The organism is Nitrosomonas nitrosa (assembly GCF_003051105.1).
Lineage (GTDB): Bacteria > Pseudomonadota > Gammaproteobacteria > Burkholderiales > Nitrosomonadaceae > Nitrosomonas > Nitrosomonas nitrosa.
The window spans coordinates 1-17,265 of sequence record NZ_QAOO01000022.1 but is presented as its reverse complement, the minus strand read 5'-3'; the positions used below and the strand labels follow the sequence as shown (position 1 = coordinate 17,265).

Genomic DNA, 17,265 nt, shown 5'->3' with positions numbered 1-17,265 from the left:
CGAAGCATCGAAATTGCGGTACTTTTTGATGTTAATTGAATCGGCCCAACTTTGATCTGACTCCCAGATGTTCGACATCACTTTTAAATGGGTTTTGCATGTCAATGTATGATGAGTAGTTCAAACCCGGGGCGATTCATTGAATTGCTAAAGCTTTCGCGCTAAATTGCTCACTTTTCTGACAATCAAGGCAATACGCATATCCTCCGAACTTTTTAGTGTTATTCCAACAAAAAACCCCTTCTTTGTATGAGATTTTCGTTCCACATGAATGGCAAATAAGCTTTTTCTTTGGGCTGTCTTCATTAGCTTCAATTTGTGGGCTCGCCGCCTTCTGCTCTGAACGATACGCTTTTGTTGGCGTTGAATCAGCGACGCCTGATAAATCGGACAAGCCGAATCTTGCAGCCCAATTGAATTTTATAGGTCTGTGTTGATTAACCAAATCTCTGGCCAGCTTTTCTACCGTATCAGCACCTACCAGTTTTACTATAGCTAGCGGGTTATTATCATTTTCAATTAGCTTTCCGATATGACTGATAAACTGATCTGTCTTTACGATGCTTTCGAGTTCGTGCGATTTTATGTTAGGTCTCGATATTCTGGCATTCTTTGAAACCAGAACATTAGTTATATACTTTGGTTTAATACTCAGGCCTAACCTTTTAGGTAATTCAACAGCTTCTGATTCAAATAGTTTTTTTAAAATTGCTACATGTTTTTTATTTTGTTCGATCGGCGACGGAATGCCATAAGGTTTGCCACCATAGAAAGCGGAGAATTCCATTTGTTCGTTGATGGCAATACCTTCAAAAAATCTTTTGCTCTCGCAAATAAACATTTCCATGAATCTATTGATAAGTACGTGATCAATTTGGGCGACTAAGCCATCCACTTCAATTCTTAAGTCATGTATCACATACCAATTTTTATTGTCTTTAAAACGCATGCGCATTTCATAGGCAGCTTCTTCCTCGCCTTTGATGCCTGATCTAATATTCTTAATCTCTCGATCGATTAATTTTTTTGTTTCAAAGCTTGCCTGTGGATGGTTTAAAAGGATTTCAAGTGTATTGAGATCTTCTTCTCTTGAATCCGCTTCTTTGATTATCATGTTATTTTTAATGAATTAAATTTATTATCACAAGCTGCCTGTCGATATAGTCTTTTGTATGTTTTTATATTTTCCCAGCAAGACTTATCGCCTATGAAATTTACCACCTTGTTATTCCTGGCATTAATTCCAGCAATGTTGCTGCTGATAATTTTCTAATCAAAAAAGACGTTTAATCAGGTTTATATGCCAACATTGATACTTATATCGACACAAAGATGAAGAAGTTTATATTTATGGAAATGTTTGGGTGGCTTACTAAGAGCAGGGGTAATGGATAGTTCGATCACTCAATCTGTAGGTAAACCAAATATTCTATTCGGTGGATTGGCTATTGCGTACGCGCTATCTACGTATGGTATAGGCTCTGTAGCATTGTTTTGATCCATTTCTTCAGCACTTGCTGTACCACCGCAAAAACAACATAAAGGGTGTTCCTTAATAAAACTTAATCGTCTAGCTTCTTTCTTACCCATTAGATTCTGATTTTGGCTTAATTAATGTTAGTCGAGATTGCTTCAGCATTCGGTGGGGCGATATGTTTCAGAATATTTGGTTGATTGCAAATATACGGATCTTTTTCAGACATGCTCCATGGTGAATCTTTGGTTGTAAAGGATTAGTATGGGTTTTCATTTTTGACGTAATATATATTGCATTATTTCAGCCGTATAATTTTAATTATTAACCATAGAGGAAGATTGGTGGAGCTCGAAAAGTTTGCAAGCTCAACCCAAGGCTTCACCAGAAGCCCACTAGGGATAATTGCGTTGTTTATTGTTCTGGTATACGGATTTGCGTCGTTGGTAGTTGGATTGGGTTCTGGCATTACTGAGCATGTTGTTCCTCTGATTTATTTTATGGTGCTTTTTCCGGTTATTGTTTTCTTTGGGTTTCTTTGGCTGGTAGCAAAACATCACAATAAACTGTATGGCCCTTCCGATTTCAAAAATGAAGATAATTTTTTTAAAGCTCAGATAGCGTCGGTAGCATCCTTAGCAGCAGCTACAGCACGTCAGTACGGGGACGAGAACGTGCTTAACAATGTACAATTGCAAGAAATTGTAGACGTTGTATCAAAGACCACGAGAAAACTAAAACTAGAGAAATGGAAAAATCGGGTGTTATGGGTTGATGATAGACCAAGCAACAACGTTTATGAGCGCCAAGCATTTGAAGCTCAAGGAATTGAATTTGATCTAGCGCTTTCAACTAGCGAAGCACTTGATAAGCTTTTGAAAAATAGGTATGTAGCAATAATATCGGACATGGGGCGAAAAGAGGGGCCACAAGAAGGTTATGTCCTTTTAGAAAAATTGCGCTCTAATGGTGATTTAACCCCATTTATTATCTATACAAGATCTAACCTGCCAGAGCATAAGAAAATGGCACGAGAGAAAGGTGCGGTTGGATCTACAAATAGAGCTGAAGAACTTTTCCAGCTGGTAATGGGGGTGGTGTCTAATGGATTATAACAAAGCCTAGCACAGCGACGTCTTTTTCGTTGCTGCTGCGCCTTCACTCAATCGAAGTACGGGGTCACATCACTGCTGCATCACACACTTTCATGAGAACACCAAGCTTGTTTAAATTGGTGGAGATACAGTGAATTCAATAGCGAGTATGAGTATGACATTGCTATTTTCAGTGTTATCGGCACATATCAATTTTTTGAAAGCAAATTTGTCCTTCTTATGATGACGTAACGCAAGTAGATAAAGGAGAAATCAGCTGCGCAGCTTGGCAGCTATTACTGCGAATATCCCAGAACGGACTGGAAGAATCTGACGACGATCCTTAGCGCCAACGCGCCGTTGTTACTCGATGACGCTATCAATCGCCGCCCAAGGCAAAATGTTTGAACAGGACGAGCAAATCGAGGTCGATTACACCGATACGAAAAAAAGTGGCATTGGCCTCGAATTGTCCGCATAGCATACTTTCCACACATGCAAGAAATTTGATGTAATGTGAAAGCAAAACTCGAGATCCGGCGCTCACTCCGCCATATGTATTAAATCACCTCGATAATATCTCTATATTACAATGAGTTATCCATCGATAGCGTCCCATTCCTGTCTCATATCAGTGACCATCGGATTAACAGTCCGCAGATCAGTAATCTGTGCCTACAAATAGCCGAAGAATCCAAACTTGTTTTTCTGCAAGTATCGATGTGCTTGAAGCAAACCGAACTCATTCCGAGAATCAGCCGCACTTGGTGGCACTCCTCCCCTGCGCTTCTTGATCTGAAACAATCAGCTACTCTCGGTTCTGCCGAACTGATTCTGAGCGTCGCCCCGAAACTCAATGGTATGGTGATGAGCGTGGGTGGGGAAAACTGGCAGAAATTCTATCTTGCAAATACTGAAGAAGAAGAGATCAGCGAATTTCGCACCCATTCGATGACGTATTCAGTTTAGGGCGCTTTCGCCTCTGAAAAAGCAGCCACGGCACCCGGCCGACGTAGCATTTTATCCACTTCGCCTTGATGCATTTCTTCTGCGGCAATTAGTCGGCGAGCGTACTCTTCAAGCATCACGAATTTGCCTTCCACCAGAGACAACAATTCTTTGTAAGTCGCTAGTGCTTCACGCTCGTGTTCCATGGATTCACGCAGTATGTCGCCAATGTCATGCTGATGGGTTTCCAACAAAGGACCAATTGCCAAGGAGGGATGCTCACCTAAGTGAGTGATCAGCTCACCTGCCTCTCGGGCATGAGCTAAGGATTCATCAGCTTGTTCCTGCAACCAGGAAACAATTGGAATACGATTGTAGCCATAGATCATGAAGGCATAGTGGGTGTAACGCACCACGCCAGCCAACTCTAGTTCAAGGATCTTACTGAGGCAATTCAGCACGGCTGGTTTATCGAATTTCTCATTCATTTGATTTCTCCTTTACTTAGCTCTAATAGCCTGAGGATTATTTAGGATACTCTGTAATATACACTAAGCGATTGAGCAACTGATTTAGATGGATTAACTTCACTCTCAATGTAGGAAGTGGCTGTGCCAAGGTTTATTTGGCCGTTGAACCTCCAAGACAGGGTGGAGCATTATTGACTGTCCCGCTCTTTTCAAACCATTCTTCGATTGTCATTGTGTGCAGATAAAGCGCATGAATAGAATGAGCAAGCTCCTCAGCCAGGATGGTGTTCACCATTCGATGACGCGCTAACAGCTTTTTTCCATTAAATTCACTGGAAACGATTGTCACCTTGAAATGAGATTCAGATCCCACGGGTACATTGTGTTTGTGACTTTCATTGATGACTTCCAGAAACTGGGGTTGCAGTGCATGCAGTTTGGTCTCAATCACATTTTTTATTTTCAAACTCCGACAAACCACTGCTCGTACCATGGTTCAAACCCTTTACAAAAATCGTCAGTCGCACAAAAAATCGTTATAGTATCCACCGGAATCTGACTCCTCTCATGATGAAATTCTTTTCCCAAATCGCTTCATCATAAGGAATTCAGATTCCTTTAGCTGCTTATCTTATCCCGAACTCACGTTAATTCCCTAATGCACTAACTAAATGATTCTCGAGCACGTCGATACTGCTCAAGAACCTAAACTAAAGCAAGATAACCCCATATAGCAATCTCAGCAAGCATAGAATCAACAACGAAGTCATGCCGTTACCCGCACCCACCGTCCTGTCGAAGGAACGCGATTGGCATTGAGAATGAACAATAAGTACCATCCCGGCGGCGCAAGATTTTCATTTGCCGGCATATCAACCGTTAACACACCTGCTCCTATGGCGCTTACCATGCACTCAAGCCCGCGTTGCGACATGTTGAAGCCGTGCGTTACCGTACCCGCGCGTAGAAGCACTACTTCAGTAATATCCGCGGCATTCGGTGTAGTAATATTGAAACTGGTGCCATAATTGATTGTTGCTGGTGCATTGGCAATTACCGGCCGCAACATATCAAAATAATCAGGAAAGAAACGCTCATGCGGTGTCGGCGCGCCGCCCGACTGAGGATCGCCGCCTGCAAGCACGCTGCCATCGGCAAGCAGGATGAACGATGAGTGATAAGTACGAACATACTTCATCGCTGGACCCATCACCCAACCAGCTCCCGGATTGCGTGGATCGAAAATTTCACACACATCGCCATCTGGGCCGCCGCTTACGCCGCCTGCGACAAATACACGCCCGTCAGGCAGCAATGTAGCTGTAAATTGCTCTGCACGTGGCACATTGAAATCCGGTAGTGCAGTCCATGCCGGTGCGACTGCGGATAAGTTGATCATTTCTACCGTCTTTTGCGCAGCTGCAGGATTGCCGCCCATGCTGCAGGCAATCGGCTGATATGCAGGCGGCCGTAATATGAACAGCACGGAAGAGCCTTTCTCGCCGCCGGTACTGCGGTCCCCATTGATTGTTGCGAACGCTTCTGCTGCGCCTGGCGCAGCCAAATTGACACGGTGCGTTGGATCATGCGGGCCTGCAATGAACAGGCGCCCGTCAGGCAGCAAATAGGTCCATGGATAATACTGATGATGATTCATACCGACTGGCATGACAATGGGCGCTGCCCAGCCGACACCATGAGTATAGATTTCGATAGTCTTGACGTTGCCATACAATGTGGCGGCACGGCCATCGCCCAATGTCAGTGTGGTCGCATAAAAACGGTCACCAGCCGTATCCGCGACCCGAGTCCATGTCAGTGACACCGGATCGAATGTAAATGCTTTGTCGGGTGAAAATCCTCCGTGAATCAGCACTGTGCCTGCTGCAGTGTCGAGAACGGTATGTTCCGCTGACCACAGATTGGAAGTATTGATATCCAACCCTGGAGAGTCGGCTGGCTGGTTAGCTGGCAACATGTAACTGCCTGCTGGTGTTGAGTAGTCCCATACGCGCGACTGGTCGGCGCGCGTATAACCCCAATACAGCACTCGCTGTGTATTTGGCAGCAGCACGGAATGCATGAAGGCAACTTCGGGTGCACCGGGAATCTCTTCCCAGCGGCCACCACCATGGCCGTGGCAGGGATGCGGATCGACATCCGGACAGGCATTGCTGCCATCATCCAGCGGCAAACCGGTACGATGACTGATTTCATGCGCCATTTCCTCTGTCAGCCATAAACTCTGACGTGCGCGCACCAGACCCACCATGCCGTTCATCATATGATGATGAACGTGGCAATGAAACAGGAAATCAGCTTTTAGCTGATGCAGTGTTGCTCCCGGCGGGCGGTGCTCAGGTAACTGCGCTTTTTCCTCCTCGGCAGTCAGCAATAGTACCGGCGGTATTTCACTTTCAACGATGAATGATTCAGCCGGCCCTAAACTGCGGACATCGAGATACTCGCCACCGAATTTCCAGCGCATGGCATGGGGATGAAAATTGTGCCAGGTCGGACTGGTGTCGAGATTAAATACGTACCAGCGAATACGCTGGCCGCTACGGCCTACAATGGTGGGTGTATTGCCGGTAAAACCGCGGCCATTGATGCAATGCGTCGTCATCGATGCACCCTGCGTTGAGGTAACCGTATGGTGCGCATTGCTATTGTTGATCCATTTGACCGTACCCCCTACGCCCACTATGATCTCATCAGGCGAAAACACCATCGGCGGGCCCTGAACGATCGTCACTGATACTGGATCAGGCCCGCCGGGCACGACATGAACAACGCCGGTCATTTCAGGGTGATGGCGGCAAAAATAATCATAATCACCCACCGTATCGAACACAATTTCTGCTTCACCGCCAAGTTCTTCTATATCATCCGTATCGAATACTGGTTTTGCTTCCGGATTCGACATCACATGAAAAAATACCGGCACATGATCGGTATTGATGATACGCCGTGGCAGCGCCAATTCCTTGAGGGTAAATTCTTCAAGAAAATCGAGCCGCTGCTTGAGGATCAAGCGCGCCTCATCCTTTAATCGTTGGGCATGGATGTGCGGCACCAGTGGAATAACTGTTTCCTCATTAAATTCGAGTAATTCCGGCACGCGTTTATCAACGAATATCGGCGATCGTTCCAACTGTTCGATATCAAGGTAAATCGACCGCAGCAACTCCCACGGGAACCAGAAGCGGCGCGGCGGCCGGTCACATGAACCAAGTACTACCACGCCGCCAAACAGACCTTGATCGATCTTTATGTCATGATGGTAAGTATGGTCGTGAAACGGCCAGGCACCCAGTGCATTATCGGGAACATCAAACGTGTAGATCCATGTTTGCCCCGGGCAGATGGCATCGGATCTTCCGCCGTGATGGGTTGCTTCTGTACCAAATGGCCATGAGCCGTCCGAGTCGATGCCGTAACGCAACCCGTGCATATGCAGGGAATGCGGTACATCATCGGTATTCCACACGTGGATCTTCAGCCGCTGGCATGGCCGTGTGTAAATAACTGTACCTGGAACACGATGCGTGTAAGCAGGCTCATTGATGTCAGCAGCAATTAGCTTTTCTGGTTTGGGAATCAGATAACCCGAGTCAAGATATTCGCGGTATACAACTGCTGTCAGCGAACGGGCATCAATTTCAGCTTGTGGAATCAGGCCGTTTTCATGCCCATCTCCGCGCATGCAATCCCGGCCGTACTGCACTGGCGGCACCACTTTCTCCTGCGGTCTGACCGGGCTGTAATGCTCGATCCGCTCAATCTTCAAATAGATATGGCGTTCGCTGCAGGAAAGTGGTTTAGGATTGTTGGCTTTAATGGTGACACTGGTTTGTGGATGACGGATGTTCCACAGGACTGAGTTCTCGGTTGAGACAAGCAACTCATTGTAACAGTAAACTTTAAAATAGAGATCTGGCCACGTGTCAAAGAATATGTCACGGAACGCACTATCATCAAAACGGATCGAAAACGATCCGTCGGTTACCGTGCTGGCTGAACCTAAATAGTCATCCAGAACGAAATCCTTGTCCCATGCTTCAATACGTACACCGCTGATACCATCACCTGTAAGCAAATTAACTACCTGACCTCTGATATCATATTGCATAGTATCTTCTCCTTCTTTCTGACATTGACGATTGAATCGTATTTCGCAAAAAGTACAACTGATGCTATAAATTACCCCCGCTATTTGATGGGCAGATTCAAGAACCTGCCGCAATAGTTAATGTTTAGTAACTATTTTGGCAAGTACCAAATTCTCTGGTTTGCTGACTTGTTCAAAGATACTTTTACATACCTTATTTTTCTCTCATGAGGAAACTGTCAGTTTGATAAACTAACAAACATTCGCTTATTTTTATCTAAGCTATTAGCCTATATATCTTTAATATCTTTACTGTGCATGATCCAAGCTCTCCGATTGAGTCTCAGCGAAATTAATCATGCTCACTATGGAACCTGGACGTATAGGAAAAATGAACACCCTTTTCCTTGATTACCTCGTTTATTTAATTACGGCATAACAATTCTCGAATCTCAGAACCCCGGTTTCAAGGTGACCTTATCGCGAGCCACTTTCAGCAACGTGGGATAGAACTGAACAAACGTGCGTTCCACTGCTGTCTGATTTGTGTGACACTGTACACATGAGGCGGCAGCACTACCAGACAACGGTGCAACAACATCTTTCAGCGCTGATCCCAATCCGAAGCCGAAGAATGCCCATCCGTCTGAAAATCGGGAGTCCTTCACTTCCACTTCAAGCTTGAGCAATTCACCCTGAAATCGCTCCCCCTTTGTTTGGGGCTGTATCGGTGTGAGATTGTCTGAATTCAAGAATGAATACGGTCTCGTTAGGCCACATTCCAGTTCGCATGAAAGCACGATATTAAGAAGGATTCACAAATACGTTCGTGAAGACGGGTGCAGCCGGGGGAGTTACCTGTTCTTCGTAGGTCAAACCAAGACCTGAAACAATGAATGGTCACTCACGATAATCGGCGGGGAGTTTAAGGCTCGTTCCATTTACGAAACGTGAGTCGTCACCGCAGCCAGCGAACAAAAACGAGCAGATTAGCAAAGAAAAAAGTAACTTGCCCCGTTTCTGGTCGGTACGCCACTTTTTCCAGATTTCTTTAGCCTCTGTCATTTTCATGATCGCTCTCCTTTAAATTTTCTGGAAACTTTTGTTGCAGCCTGAGTTTCATGCCTGTTACTTTGGTCCTAAAGACAAAGTTACCATCAATCATCTAATTCCAATTCCTAATAGAAAAGGCAATAATTTTTGAAATATAACTTATTGTTTACAGGATATTACGTTATTTTATAACTACTATTTCTATTGAGAATTAGAATAACGTCATTTGTTAGGTCGGGCGACCCCCCCTCATAGATCGAATCATTATATGGACAGGTACTCCGCTCTCATTTTGCTATAGGAAACCGTCCGCCCGCTTCCAAAACTTCCGCTCCGGTTATCTATCTATTTCTTCTCACCTCTCCCGTCCCGATGGCTCGTCATGTCCCTGGCCGTGCGGTGACGAGTCGTCTTGATCATGTCCACAATCGTGCTCATCCGGGCAAGGTTTGCAACCTTCATCTTCATCCTCGGCCTTCACGGGCGGAAAGTGTTCTCCCTTAGAGTGAGGCATCCGCTTCTTGGGTAGAGGCGCTGGGCGTATAATCGGTCTTGATGGCGGCGTGGTGGTAAAGAAGATTTCAGGGTCGATTAACGCCAACCGCCGCATCAGTTCGTCCAGCAGATCGGTTGAATGAGGCGATAAGGAGGCTGTTCCGTCGGTTTTCGCCATACTCAATTCCCTGTCCCTGTGATTCGATGCGCACCACTGCTTGATACATTTACGGATCGCATTGATATCGATGCCAGCTTCGCGGAGCGCCTTTTCGATGCGTTCATCAAGTACCCCCTGTTCCGTCAAGCATAGCAGCAAGCGGCAGAGCCGTTCGTCGCGTTCGCGAATCACGTCGATCAAATCATCAAGACCGCCACTACCCGCACCTTCACCGGCAAAAATGCTGGCCGTTAGCAGTTTCTCGCGCGTGAACGGGTGTCCTGACGAGGTCGCGCCGTTGGCTCGAACTCGGAACTGATACACACCGGCGCCTGAGGTTGAGTAAGCAGCCTTGTGACGGCCGGAACCAGATTCGCTGTAGAGTACAGAGTCCGTCGAGCCGTCTGGCCGCGTTACTTCGGCCCAAACGTTGGCTTGCCGGCCAAAAGGCACGCCGTACTCGGACAGGGTTGTCTCCAGCTTGATCTCGCTACCGGGCGTGAAGGCGGCTTGTATGAGTAAAGCGTCAAAATTCAAGTTCGAGTAGGTGTGGACGATGCAATTATAGGGCAGCGTACCGCGCCCGCGCAGTGTCGCCAAAGTAGTCCACGCTTGACGATGTTCGACCAGCCAGCCTTTTAGTTCTTCCAGTTTGCGCAACTGGAAATGCGCCTGCCAGCGTCCGGCATGGGATCCAACAGCTGCCGCCGGTAACGCCGGCAACAGCAACCGGTAGAAGGCGACATCGCCCTTGACCAAAAACTGCACGTTCGGCTCGACGGCTGCCGAGGCGGGGTTGACGATCTGACCGCCTGGCGTCAGCAACACGAATTCCAGCAAGTCGGCCAGCGGGCACAACGCAATGACATCGATGCTGACCTCGGTTGCCGCGACATCGAACTCAACGATATGGGAATCGCCCCAGCCCAGTTCGCCTTGCGGATCAATGATGATGTTTGCGTTGGTCGCACCCGCCAAAACTTGCACGAAGTGCTTGGTGAGGAAAAAGCGCTGCTCTTCCGTGCTAAAATTACCGGTCACAGAGAAGAATCCTCCTGTGTTGCTGGCAATCGCGCTCAGCACAGTGTCGCTCACTTGGCCGGGCAGGCCGAAGCCAATTGAAAATGTACGGTTACTGATGGTGCCTGCTGGTAGCTCGTTAACATAGGGATGGACATTTTCGTTACCATCGGTCAGTATCAGCATCGAGCGATTGGTGTGGCTCGAACCGGCCAGTATTGGCGCCGCAGTCTGGATACCGAGACCGATCCCAGTCAATCCTCGCGGATCCAGAGCCGTTCCGGTAAGAAGGGTGCCCAGCCCCGCGCTCTGAGTGGTGAGCGGTAGCGGCGTTTCGACCAGATCATCAAAACTGACCACACCGATCTCGTCGTCGGGAAGCATGAGGGTATGAAATACTCCCACGGCGTTCTTGAGCAGCGAACTGCGGGTGCTGGTTCCGCCGGCAGCAGCGGCCATACTTCCCGAGCGATCCAGCACAAGCACTACCGCGTTATTCGCGCGGGCTTCTACACCGGCCGTGAGGTTGACCGACCACGAACCCAGCGCAAATTCAGCGCCTTCGGTCGCAGCGTAATAGCCTTCGTCATCGATGATATACGCCTGGATGGAGACGCTGGAGGATTGCGAAGCAGCACCAACCGCGTGGAACTGCACCCATACGTAACCGTTTACAAAATTGGCGGCTTCGTCCGGCTGGGCGATAAATTCGGTGCCGAGTGGCGTTAAACCGAAATTGCCGGTCGGTGCCGCAGTGATACGAAAGCGCGTCGCCCGGCAGGTCTGGATACGGAAACGTACGGCGCGAAACGTCGTCAGCCCTTCCGGTATGTCGCCGAAGGCAAGCGTGGGCCCGGAATCGAGGCTGATCTCGGGAAGGTCGGTATCGTACCAAACGCCGTCGCCATGAATCGTATGACCTTCGATCATCTGTTGCGGCGTGGCCGTGCCAACCCACGGGGCAGGATCGCCGGGATCGTGAAAGATCATCGTGTCGGTAAGCCCGTGGCCTAATGTCGCTGAGCCGACGTAGGGATCGAGCGCGGGGTTTTTCTTCTGCCATAGAGTCCACATACGGTCGATCGCCGCGTGGTGCAGCCAGAACACCATGTCGTTTGGCGATGATGCGGTGATCATCGCCCCAACGACCCAGCGGTGAACCAGATTATGAATGTCTTCCGCTCTGGAGCGCAACGTTCCATAACTTGTGGAGCCTACAGCCTGACGGAAACTGGCGTTAACGCCGACCGGCAGCGGCGGATCGTTCACCGGCAAATCCGGAGCGTCGGCCCAGCTGCCGAAATCTCGGGTGAGGAAACTGGGGTCAACGGCGAAGTCTTTCACAACAATCGTCCAATTATCGGGATCAAACTCGAACGGGTAGGTACCATCGGCATTCAGAGGCACCGCGGGATCGCGCTTGACGCGGTCGCTGTCTGCTGGATCACCATCACGTCCAAGAAATTCGTTTTTGAACGGAAACCCTACATCCGCTGTAGTCTTGTGGCGCGTCCAATCCCAGTAAGGGATGCGGACACCGGGGACGATGCTTTGTAAATCCTTTTCAAACCGGTATAGTAATTCCCGGTGCCAAGGGAGAAATGCTCTGTCACCATGCCCCCAGTTGGGGTTGGAGTTCATTGCGTTGAGATGAACCTCCACGTAATCGTCATAACGGCTCTGAGTACCTGGGTGCAAAAGGCTGGGAAGTCCCTTGAGACCCTTGCAGGCGCGGACGAAGTCATTCTTTTCGGCTTGAGTCAGGTTGCGTACATTCTTGCGGCATTTCATATTCTATCTCCATTAGTGGTTTATCGAATCGAGTGGCCTAACGAATAGCGATTGCCGAAATCAAAAGTAGCGAGAGCGCTCGGGAACGTAGAGGCAGGTGTTAGCACAGCATTACTTGGCCCGTTTGTTTTTCAGTTTCGGATCCTCCTAAGAAATCCTCAAAAACCGTTCCTCCGAGGGCACGCCAGCATGCGCTTCAAGCTAGCTGCTTGTTATCAACCAGCTTACACACCAAGGAGCGAGGAATTAAATCCAACAAAATTTGATTCTGAAGCATCAATAGGGTATCGAAATACGCTGGCTAAAAATATACGTACAAATACGTATGAATTACTTTCATTAACTAACAATCTTAAACCGCTCCCACTGCCCCTTCCACAACACCGGCGGATCAACCGCTATATCAAACAGCGTAATGCGGTTCGGCAACGCGTCATCCAGAATCGCGGCCACAATATCAGGCGCAAGCGTAGTCAGGTTCACCATCCTACTTACATAACTGCTGTCTACTCCTTCTTGGGCAGCAATTTCTCTCAGTGATTTGACTTCGCCAGACTCCAACATGACGAGCCATCGATGACCCCGGGCCAGCGCCAACTGAAGTGGTGTTGCCGATGCATTCCAGGGCCGCGCTTTTGCAGTTTCACCATTTGGCAATGTAACCAGTTTGCGTCCACTGCGGCGCTTGATCTGAATTGGCACGGACAAGGTCAGCCTGCCATCGCTGGATGCAATAACATCTGGCGTCCCAGTCTTTTGGATTCGGATTTCGCTCATGCCAATGCCTCCTCTTGCTGAGCGATTGGCTTCGGACTTAATTCCAGCACCAGTCGCTCAACGCCGTTGGCACGCAGTCGCACCTCAAGATCGTTGGGCGACACAATGACTTTCTCGACCAGCAATTTGACGATCCGACTCTGCTCCGCCGGAAACAATTGTTCCCAAATTGCATCGAGCCGTATCATGGCCACGGTGACTTTTGCCTCATCCAATGTTGGGTCAAGCTTGATTGCCTGGGATAGCACTTCACTCAGCAGCTCTGGTGAGCGCAAGATTGCACGCAACTGGTCGAGCACCGCCGATTCCAATTCTGCAGCAGGCAAACGCGGCAATCCCGATGCACCTGCATGCTCCTTAGCGTCCCTCTGTGGAATGTAGTGGCGGTAACGACGCCCGTTCTTTTTTGTCGTGTGCCACGGTGACAAGGCGCGGCCATCATTACCAAACACGATACCTTTGAGCAGATACGGCACCTTCGCTCGGGTAGTATTGCCACGGACGCGCCCATCGGTGGCAAGAATGGCATGCGCCTTGTCCCACAGTTCACGATCGATGATAGGCTGATGCTCGGCCTGATACCACTGCTCTTTGTGGCGCAACTCTCCCAGGTAAGTGCGGTTGTTTAGCAGTTTGTAGATCAGCCCCTTATCAATGGGTTTGCCCTCACGCACCTTGCCGTTCTGAGTAACCCAGGATTTCGAAGTTACTCCATCCAGCTTCAGCTCCTTGACTAGCATGGTGCTGGAGCCAATCTCAACAAAACGCTGAAAAATATGCCGGATAATCTTGGCTTCACGCTCATTGGGTACCAACCGACGATTTTCGACATCGTAGCCGAGAGGTGGAATTCCACCCATCCATAGACCTTTCTTTTTGCTGGCAGTAATTTTGTCACGAATGCGCTCACCGGTCACTTCGCGTTCAAACTGTGCGAAAGACAGCAAGATGTTCAGCATCAGCCGACCCATGGAAGTCGTCGTATTAAAATTTTGGGTCACCGAAACAAACGACACCTGTGCTGCTCGAACACTTCGACCATCCTGGAAAAATCGGCAAGACTGCGCGTAAATCGGTCTATCTTGTAGATGATAACAACATCGATCTTGCCAGCTTCGATGTCAGCCAATAGGCGCTGCAGTGCGGGCCGTTCCATATTGCCACCGGAGTAAACTGGATCGTCATAATCATCAGAAACCGCAATCCAGCTCCTCATCAGTAGATTTGCGCGTGTAAACCGCACAGCGCATGCGTCGTTTGATGTTTTCGCTCATCGCCTGGCTCCTTTCTTGGCCTTGGTTTTCACAGGTGCTTTTAACCCAAAGAAAAGCGGTCCAGACCATCGCGTGCCGGTGATCTCGCGTTCAATTGCAGAGAGACTGGCATACCGGCTGCCTTCATATTGATATTGACCGTCCGCTTCTACCACCACACGATGCTCGACATCCTTATGTATCCGTATCAATTCGCTACCTGGTATGGGGCGATAATCCTTTTCACGGCTGCGCAGTTTTCCGGTCTCGATCAATGCCTTGATGCGCCGTTCGTTACTTTCCAGCAATCTGTGATTGGTTTTGCGGAATTCTATGAGTTGCAGTTTGTGTGCAATGCGTCGCTCCAGAAACTGACGATTGTAGTTCGGTATCTCGGTACCGAATAATCGTTTCCAAAGCGCCTTGATTTCTGTCATCGGCAGTCTAGGTAGCTGGGCGATTTGTGATAATACTGATGGTGGAAAAGAATATGGGGTGTTACGTGCGTTCATTTTGACGTTTTTGTCTTGTTGATGGGGTTTGAATGAACGCTTCCCCAGCCAGAAGAGTCAAGTTCAAACTCGCTCTCTCCACAGAAATCTAGCGGTTACCGAGGTCTTTGCTCACGCAAACGTACAATGCCTCGCGCCAACAGTGCTGCAATTTCCTGCCTGCGCTGCTCCGGGGTCATCTTTTCGAGCGGGGTTTGGTTTACATCCATCATTGGTATCGCCTCTCGTTTTTCCAACTCACTTGATGGTGAAATTATGCCGCCAGGACTTCAAGAGGGCGATGAGGGAGTTGCTAGCGAATAATGGATAAAACCAAGTGATGCAAAAATGACGAACAAAAGATGGAGGTTATCGAATGTTCGTCTGCCCCCGACGCTCAAAAAGGTCGATCGTGGATTCAAGTCCGGTATCATCAGTTTCGTTTTTGTCTTGATGCCAATAACGTGGTTGCGCGTCTGGCAAAAGAAGTATTCCCAACGTTATTCCATATTGATTGGCCACGAAGCTTATTTCGGTAAGCGGCATGTCCACAGGCTCTTTTCTAAACCATACAAAGGCTGGTATTTTGTTGATAGCGGTCTGGGTTTTGCAATTACGTGAATGCATGATGGAAGCTGACGGAACCGGGATAGTCATTTTTCTTGTCGCAAGATAAGCTCCCGATATAAAAGCCGCCCTGTTTGATCGCGCCCACAGAACATGGTCATCCCGAACAGCCAGCACAATGGTGCGTTTAGGTGCAAGCTCAATCCATTTCAGCATGGCCGCCATGAGTGATACATCATATCTTTTCGCACAATGCCTTAGCAGATCAAAAGACGGTTCCTCAGCATCAACTTGAGCACGAAAATCATCCATCGGCATCAGAAAGGTGGCCGCAAACCCATCTGCTTCCTTCTCGATCGTTTGGAATTCATCGCGTGTGCTGAACGCCGGGTGATCAAAGCTCTACTTCCTACGCTTGCGACCTTTACCCTTGGCGCGTTGCTGGATGACGATTCGCCACTGCCTGCTGATCTAATTTCTCCGCGTGTGCTCACACCGGGTGGCATGCTGGTGTTCGGTGGCGCGCCCAAGGTCGGCAAGAGCGATTTCCTGCTGGCATGGCTCACGCACATGGCGGCTGGCGCCTCATTCCAGGGCATGGTGCCACCTCGTCCGCTGCGCGTCTTCTACCTGCAAGCCGAAGTGCAGTACCACTACCTGCGGGAACGGGTGAAGAGCATAAAACTGCCAGCAAGCCGGCTACTAGATGCCCGAGCGAACTTCATTGCCACACCGCAATTGCGTTTAATCCTGGACGATGCGGGACTCGCCCAGGTCATTCCGACCGTAAAGCAAGCATTTGGCGAAAAAGCACCCGATAACATCGCCATCGATCCGATTCGCAATGTATTTGACGGTGGTGATAGTGGCGGTGAAAACGACAACGATGCCATGTTGTTCTTTCTGTGACAGCGGGTAGAGCGGATTCGTGAGGCTGTCAACCCTGATGCCGGCATCGTGTTGGTGCAACATACCAAGAAGCTCGGCAAGAAACAATTCGAGGAAGATCCGTTTCAGGCCTTGGCCCGCGCGGGTAGTCTGCGTGGCTACTACAGCACCGGGATGCTGCTATATCGCCCCGACGAGACGCATACCACACGGCAGTTGATATTTGAATTGCGCAATGGGGCAGCCATTCCGCAAAAACATATCGACAAGATCAAGGATGAATGGCGGGAAGTTACTGTCAATGAACGGCTTGTTAGGCAGGACTATGGAAAGCGTCTTGATGCCGAGCGAAGGCGCAAGTGCGACGTCATCTTGGAGATTCTGTTCGATGAGGCGGCTCAAGGCCGATGTTATACCGCCAACCAATTTGCCGAAGCCTTCGAGGGCAAGGGAGGGCTTGGTGCGGAACGGACGATCAGGCGGATCTTCCCCCGGCTAGCAAACGCATTAATGCTGTAATTGTATGTTTTTACTTTAAAAAATGACGATATTGCTGAAATGGCTGCTGCCTACGCGGCATGCTTGTTGATTTTTGTGCGCTTGCTAATTTTTGGTTTAGTGGGAAACGTAATGCCCAAAGCGCGCAGGATATTTGCCTGGTGTTCATCCGGGC

At 48.8% G+C, this 17,265-nt stretch carries 16 protein-coding genes and 1 pseudogene; 4 read left to right on the top strand and 13 right to left on the bottom strand.

Features of this window, described 5'->3' with window-relative positions; genetic code table 11:
- Nucleotides 1-136 precede the first annotated feature (136 nt).
- Both C8R30_RS11840 and C8R30_RS15740 read right to left on the bottom strand, forming a co-directional pair.
- Nucleotides 137-1,114 carry a nuclease-related domain-containing protein gene (locus tag C8R30_RS11840; RefSeq protein WP_090671686.1) on the bottom strand — a complete coding sequence of 326 codons (978 nt, stop codon included), beginning with the start codon at nucleotides 1,112-1,114 and terminating at the stop codon, nucleotides 137-139.
- A gap of 290 nt (nucleotides 1,115-1,404) precedes the next feature.
- Nucleotides 1,405-1,590 carry a hypothetical protein gene (locus tag C8R30_RS15740; protein ID WP_143068245.1) on the bottom strand — a complete coding sequence of 62 codons (186 nt, stop codon included), beginning with the start codon at nucleotides 1,588-1,590 and terminating at the stop codon, nucleotides 1,405-1,407.
- Nucleotides 1,591-1,818: 228 nt separating this feature from the next.
- On the opposite strand from C8R30_RS15740, the gene C8R30_RS11835 reads away from it, so the two are divergent.
- Both C8R30_RS11835 and C8R30_RS11830 read left to right on the top strand, forming a co-directional pair.
- Nucleotides 1,819-2,589: a response regulator gene (locus tag C8R30_RS11835; RefSeq protein WP_107790191.1), complete on the top strand. Its 771-nt coding sequence runs from the start codon at nucleotides 1,819-1,821 to the stop codon at nucleotides 2,587-2,589.
- Between the two features lie 699 nt (nucleotides 2,590-3,288).
- Nucleotides 3,289-3,537 (top strand): hypothetical protein, encoded by a 249-nt coding sequence (locus C8R30_RS11830; RefSeq protein WP_107790190.1) that lies wholly within the window; start codon nucleotides 3,289-3,291, stop codon nucleotides 3,535-3,537.
- Here the strand turns inward: C8R30_RS11830 and C8R30_RS11825 are convergent.
- The 11 genes and pseudogenes from C8R30_RS11825 to C8R30_RS11780 form a co-directional block, all read right to left on the bottom strand.
- Nucleotides 3,534-4,004, bottom strand: coding sequence for a ferritin-like domain-containing protein (locus C8R30_RS11825; protein WP_090671676.1), 471 nt, complete (start codon nucleotides 4,002-4,004; stop codon nucleotides 3,534-3,536). The two genes, C8R30_RS11830 and C8R30_RS11825, sit on opposite strands and share 4 nt — an antisense overlap.
- A gap of 133 nt (nucleotides 4,005-4,137) precedes the next feature.
- Complete coding sequence (locus C8R30_RS11820; protein WP_239654178.1) at nucleotides 4,138-4,437, bottom strand: BolA/IbaG family iron-sulfur metabolism protein; 300 nt, start codon at nucleotides 4,435-4,437, stop codon at nucleotides 4,138-4,140.
- Nucleotides 4,438-4,752: 315 nt separating this feature from the next.
- Entirely contained in the window at nucleotides 4,753-8,118 is a 3,366-nt protein-coding gene (locus tag C8R30_RS11815; protein WP_107790189.1) for a galactose oxidase-like domain-containing protein, read from the bottom strand.
- Nucleotides 8,119-8,549: 431 nt separating this feature from the next.
- Complete coding sequence (locus C8R30_RS16675) at nucleotides 8,550-8,897, bottom strand: cytochrome P460 family protein (RefSeq protein WP_420812407.1); 348 nt, start codon at nucleotides 8,895-8,897, stop codon at nucleotides 8,550-8,552.
- A 100-nt stretch (nucleotides 8,898-8,997) separates the two neighbouring features.
- Nucleotides 8,998-9,168, bottom strand: a complete 171-nt coding sequence (locus C8R30_RS15940; RefSeq protein ID WP_177182385.1) for a hypothetical protein — start codon at nucleotides 9,166-9,168, stop codon at nucleotides 8,998-9,000.
- A gap of 337 nt (nucleotides 9,169-9,505) precedes the next feature.
- Nucleotides 9,506-12,616 (bottom strand): tyrosinase family protein, encoded by a 3,111-nt coding sequence (locus tag C8R30_RS11805; RefSeq protein ID WP_107790187.1) that lies wholly within the window; start codon nucleotides 12,614-12,616, stop codon nucleotides 9,506-9,508.
- 339 nt (nucleotides 12,617-12,955) lie between these two features.
- Nucleotides 12,956-13,393, bottom strand: coding sequence for a LacI family transcriptional regulator (locus tag C8R30_RS11800; RefSeq protein ID WP_107790186.1), 438 nt, complete (start codon nucleotides 13,391-13,393; stop codon nucleotides 12,956-12,958).
- Entirely contained in the window at nucleotides 13,390-14,253 is an 864-nt protein-coding gene (locus C8R30_RS11795) for a recombinase family protein (protein ID WP_258192030.1), read from the bottom strand. Before C8R30_RS11795 ends, C8R30_RS11800 begins: the two co-directional genes overlap by 4 nt.
- A gap of 63 nt (nucleotides 14,254-14,316) precedes the next feature.
- Nucleotides 14,317-14,549: pseudogene (locus tag C8R30_RS16195) on the bottom strand (recombinase family protein); the annotation flags it as partial.
- A 114-nt stretch (nucleotides 14,550-14,663) separates the two neighbouring features.
- Nucleotides 14,664-15,158 (bottom strand): DUF2924 domain-containing protein, encoded by a 495-nt coding sequence (locus tag C8R30_RS11790; RefSeq protein WP_107790185.1) that lies wholly within the window; start codon nucleotides 15,156-15,158, stop codon nucleotides 14,664-14,666.
- Nucleotides 15,159-15,506: 348 nt separating this feature from the next.
- Nucleotides 15,507-16,016, bottom strand: coding sequence for a hypothetical protein (locus C8R30_RS11780; protein ID WP_244888105.1), 510 nt, complete (start codon nucleotides 16,014-16,016; stop codon nucleotides 15,507-15,509).
- Here C8R30_RS11780 and C8R30_RS16190 point away from each other — a divergent pair.
- Complete coding sequence (locus tag C8R30_RS16190) at nucleotides 15,996-16,613, top strand: AAA family ATPase (RefSeq protein WP_219908860.1); 618 nt, start codon at nucleotides 15,996-15,998, stop codon at nucleotides 16,611-16,613. The genes C8R30_RS11780 and C8R30_RS16190 overlap by 21 nt on opposite strands.
- A 54-nt stretch (nucleotides 16,614-16,667) precedes the next feature.
- Entirely contained in the window at nucleotides 16,668-17,111 is a 444-nt protein-coding gene (locus tag C8R30_RS16185; protein ID WP_219908859.1) for a hypothetical protein, read from the top strand.
- Nucleotides 17,112-17,265: the final 154 nt, after the last annotated feature.